This is a genomic window from uncultured Phenylobacterium sp., from assembly GCF_902826855.1.
GTDB lineage: Bacteria > Pseudomonadota > Alphaproteobacteria > Caulobacterales > Caulobacteraceae > Phenylobacterium.
The window spans coordinates 1-4,451 of sequence record NZ_CADEGK010000291.1 but is presented as its reverse complement, the minus strand read 5'-3'; the positions used below and the strand labels follow the sequence as shown (position 1 = coordinate 4,451).

The 4,451-nt window shown below is 66.9% G+C and carries 3 protein-coding genes and 1 pseudogene; all 4 read right to left on the bottom strand.

The features are described from left to right. Positions 1-831: hypothetical protein (locus QZV94_RS23515; RefSeq protein ID WP_293682665.1), on the bottom strand; the 831-nt coding region annotated here is incomplete at its 3' end. Positions 832-1,038: 207 nt separating this feature from the next. Further along, entirely contained in the window at positions 1,039-2,193 is a 1,155-nt protein-coding gene (gene rodA / locus QZV94_RS23510) for a rod shape-determining protein RodA (RefSeq protein ID WP_293682663.1), read from the bottom strand. Continuing rightward, positions 2,190-4,211: a penicillin-binding protein 2 gene (mrdA, locus tag QZV94_RS23505; RefSeq protein WP_293682661.1), complete on the bottom strand. Its 2,022-nt coding sequence runs from the start codon at positions 4,209-4,211 to the stop codon at positions 2,190-2,192. The genes rodA and mrdA overlap by 4 nt, the downstream gene beginning before the upstream one ends. A gap of 7 nt (positions 4,212-4,218) precedes the next feature. After that, positions 4,219-4,451: pseudogene (locus QZV94_RS23500) on the bottom strand (hypothetical protein); the annotation flags it as partial.

Here is a 4,451-nt window from a genome sequence, read left to right as displayed (position 1 = left end):
GGCCCCAAGTCGACGGTAGGCCCGACCCAGACTGTCCATAACGACAGGCGATCCCTTCGTTGTCCGGCCGACCCGCATCTGCAGGATCTTGTCCGGTGGCCCGCGCACGGCCGGCACCATAGCGTTCATCGTCGCCTGGTCGCGCCGAGCGATAAGGCCGTAGTTCTGCCCAGCAGCGCTCCAAATGTGGTCGGCCCACGATCCGAAGCGCTCGACCTGCGTCGTCTCAGTGCGAGCCACCCGGGCACCCCGCCCCGATAGCTGGAGGATGGCCTGGGCCAAGCTTACGCCCAGACCGCCGGCTCCCGAGCGCGCTAGAATGTCCAGGACAACGCGGTTGTGGCCCTCCTGGCGCAGGAACGCATTGTGACGCAGGAAGCGGCTGGGGCGCTGAATGCGCAGCTGAAGCGGCGCCTGGAACGCGCGCCACTTTAGCCGAAGCAGCAGCTCAAGCACGCGGTCCGATGCGCCCCACGCGAAAAGATGGCTGGCTCGGCTTTCCATGTCACGGATCAGTTGCAACGCGAGCATGCGGTATGCCGGATCCACCAGTCCCTCAGAGACGGGCCCTTGTATGCTGGTGAACTCAAAGGGTTCGCCTTGCAGCAGGAAATGCTCCGGTTTCAGGCAGTAGCCAGCCCTAACCACACCATCGTCGTCGAGGCCAAGGTAGAAGTCCCGTCGCGCATTCGGCGTTTCGCCGGCCGCGAGCCATTTCGGAGTCGCTTGGGCGTAGAAGCCCCAAGTCGTCCCGCGTTCCGCTAGGCGGCGGTTGAAGGCTTGCACTAGTGGTTCGTGAGCAGCTTCGTAGGGAACGACGCGGACAGCCATGGTGCGCCTCAGGCGGCCGATGACAATGGGCGGCGCACGTTCTGGCAATCAATGGTTCGCGACGGACGCATGCCGATTTTCTATCGTCCGCCTCGGGTGCTGCCTAGCAGCGTGAGTAGCCCAAAGCCAGTTTTATGCATTTGGATCCGTCGTGACGGCGGCCCCCCAAGTCGCCGCAACGCGGCTACTCGCCGAGCCAGCGCCCGACTACACGAACGTCCCCTTCCCGCTGGTCACCTCGGCGTAGCGGTGGACGCGGACGGATTGGACGAGGCCGAAGCCGATCATCACGGTCAGCATGACGGTGCCGCCGTAGCTCAGCATCGGCATCGGCACGCCCACTACCGGCGCCAGGCCCATCACCATCGCGCCGTTTATCAGGACGTAGACGGTGAAGGTCGCCGTCACGCCAGCGGCGGCGAGCCGGCCGAAGTGGCTGTGGCTGAGATAGGAGGCCCTCAACGACATGAAGATGGCCGCGGCATAGAGGATGACGAGCGAGATGCAGCCCAGGAAGCCGAACTCCTCAGCAAGGGCCGCGAAGATGAAGTCGGTCTGCTTCTCGGGCAGGTAGTTGAGCTGGCTCTGCGAGCCCAGGCCATAACCCTTGCCGAGCAGACCGCCCGAGCCCAGGGCGATCATCGATTGCAGGATATGGTAGCCCGATCCCGAGGGGTCGCTTTCGGGGTCGAGGAAGGTCAGCACCCGCTGGCGCTGGTAGTCGTGCATCACGAACATCACGAACGGCGGCACGATGGCGAGGAACGCCGCCACTCCCAAGCCGATGATCTTCCAGGACAACCCGGCGAGGATGACGATCGCCACGCCGGTCATCAGGATCAGCATGGCCGTGCCCAGGTCGGGTTGGTGCGCCACGAGCCCCACCGGCAAGGCGATCATCCCGGCCGGGATCAGCAACCACCAAGAAAGCCGGGCCCTCTGGGCCGGGGCCCCATGATACAGCCGCGCCAGCGCCAGCACGATCCCGAGCTTCATCACCTCGGAGGGCTGGAAGCTGAAGCTGCCGATCGAGAGCCATCGCTGGGCCCCGAGGCGGACGTCGCCCACGGCCTCCACGGCCACGAGCAGCAAGAGGCCAAGCCCGTAGATCGGATAGGCTAGCGCGAACCACACCCGGACGTCGATCAGCGCCAGGCCGATCATCAGCAACAGACAGAAGGCGAAGCGCCCCAAGTGCTGCGCGGCCCAAGGCGTCCAAGAGGAGCCTGCGATCGAGAACAGCATCAGGGCGCCGGCGCCTGCGATCAGGCTCAGCACCAGGACGAAGGCCCAGTCGATCTCGGTGAACTTGACGACCAGGCGGTCGCGTTCGCCGGGGCGGGTCAGGGCGGAAACGGTCATGCCGGGCGTCCGGGGCGGGGCGCCGGAGTCGGCGCCACAGTGAGAATCGGCCGGGCGCCGGGCGCGACCAGGGTCGGCGGCGGCGGGGCGGCGTCCTGCTCGAGATCCGGTGTCATTTCCGGCATCGGCAGCGGCTTCTGGATGCGGGCCAGGATTTCGGGATCCTTCAGAAGCGCCGTGCGCATGATTTCTCGCGCCCTTGGGGCAGCGGCGGTCGAACCGCCCATGCCATGCTGGACGATCACGGCGAGCGCGTATCGCGGCGCGTCGATGGGCGCGTAGCAGACGAAGAGACCGTGGTCGCGGGTGCCCCAGACCCCGCCCTTGCCGCGCGATCCGGTGGTGTAGTTGCGGACCTGGGCGGTTCCGGTCTTTCCGGCCATGAGGATGTCGCCAAGGCCAAGCTGACTGGCGCGGAAGGCGGTGCCGCCGGCCTCGGTCACGGCCGCCATGCCCGCGCGGACCCGGTCGATGTGCTCCTTCGGGAACGGCAGGTCCGGGGCGTCGGACCCGCGTGGCCGCTCGACCCCGCCCACCGACTTGATGAGGCGCGGGTTCAGCGCCTTGCGGCCGTTGGCCAGCCGCGCGGTCATCACGGCCAGCTGCAGGCAATTCACCTGCAGGTAGCCCTGACCGATGGCGTAGGAGAGGTTCTCCCCGGGCCACCAGGGCTGCATGGCCTCGTTCTTCTTGAAGTAGCGCTTCTTCCAGGCGGGGTCGGGAACGATCCCCTTCTTCTGGCCGGGAATACCGATGTCGAAGATCTGGCCCAGGCCGAACGCGCGGGCCGCCTTGGCGATGCGGTCGGGGCCGACGCGCAACGACATCGAATAGAAATAGGTGTCGCAGGAGTTCTTGATCGCATCGTTGAGGTTCTGCGACCCGTGACCCCCCTTCTTATGGCAGTGGAAATAGCGTCCGCCGAAGAACATGCCGCCGCCGCAGCTCACCCGCGCCTCGGGGCTGATGCCGGCCATCAGCACCGCCAGCGCCGTCATCGTCTTGAAGGTGGAGCCGGGCGGGTAGAGGCCGGACAGGCACTTGTCCAGGAGCGGCTTGCGCTCGTAGCCCGCGAGCGCGCGGTACTCCGCGCCCGTCAGGCCCCGCACGAACCGGTTGGCGTCGAAGGCCGGCGCCGAGGTCATGCAGAGGACGTCGCCCGTGCGACAGTCCATCATCACCGCCCCGCCGCTCTCCTCGCCGAACACCTCCAGCGCCCGATTCTGGATGTCGACGTCGAGGGTGAGCTGGATCTCCTGGCCTGGCACGGCGGGGATGTCGCCGGCGTCGTCGTGGCGGACCTCGCGGCCGTTGGCGTCCACCTCCACCTTACGGGCGCCCGGGCGCCCGCGGAGTTCCAGGTCGAAGGCCTTCTCGACGCCCTGCTTGCCGATCCGGAAGCCTGGATGGAGCACGATCGCGTCGGGGCTCTTTCCCGTCTTCCTGATCTCGTCGATGTCGTCCTTGTTCACCTTGGCCACGTAGCCGATCACGTGGGCGAAGGCGCCGCCGTGCGGATAGACCCGCACCTCGCCGACATCCGCGGTCACGCCGGGAAGCTCCGGGGCGCGGACGTTGATCGCCGCGAACTGTTCCCAGCTCATGTCTTCCATCACCGGCACCGGCGCGCGTTTCGGAGCGGAGTTGATGTCACGAAGCAGGCGACGCTGGCGCACCGGGTCGAGCGGCACGAAGCCGGCCAGCGTCTTCAGCGTCCCCTCGGTGTCCAACCCCTTGTCGCGCGCCACCAGCAACCGGAAGTTCGGCCGGTTGGCGGCCAGCACCGCGCCGTTGCGATCGACGATCACTCCCCGCGGGGCCGGGGCGAGCTTGAAATTGAACTGGTTGGAGACGGCCAGCTTCTCGTAGCGCTGGGTCTGGAACAGCTGCAGGTATGCAAGGCGGGCCCCCAGGGCAGTCATCCCGACGCCGGCGAAAGCGCCCAACAGGATGGCGCGCCGGTGGAACACGCCCTGCCGCTCGTTGACCTCTTCGAAGAAGATGGCGGGTTGAGTCATCGCGCGCTCAGCGGAACCTCACGTCGGCATCTTCGAAGCGCTCGATCAGCCGGTCCGCGAAGGGATAAAGTATAACTGTGGCCAGGAATTGCCAGAACACGCTCACGGGGTCCGGCGCGTTCTGGGTGTGCAGCATCGTGAAGAGGTAGCCGGCCCCCAACGTCAGGCCGGTACAGGCGCCGTACCAGACCCAGGTCATCAGCTGGCTCTGCCCCGCGAGCATCGCGCGCGCCGCCAGAA

Excerpts from the sequence above, each read along its gene's own strand:
- mrdA (WP_293682661.1), bottom strand. The coding sequence starts at position 4,211 with ATGACTCAACCCGCCATCTTCTTCGAAGAGGTCAACGAGCGGCAGGGC.
- rodA (WP_293682663.1), bottom strand. The coding sequence starts at position 2,193 with ATGACCGTTTCCGCCCTGACCCGCCCCGGCGAACGCGACCGCCTGGTC.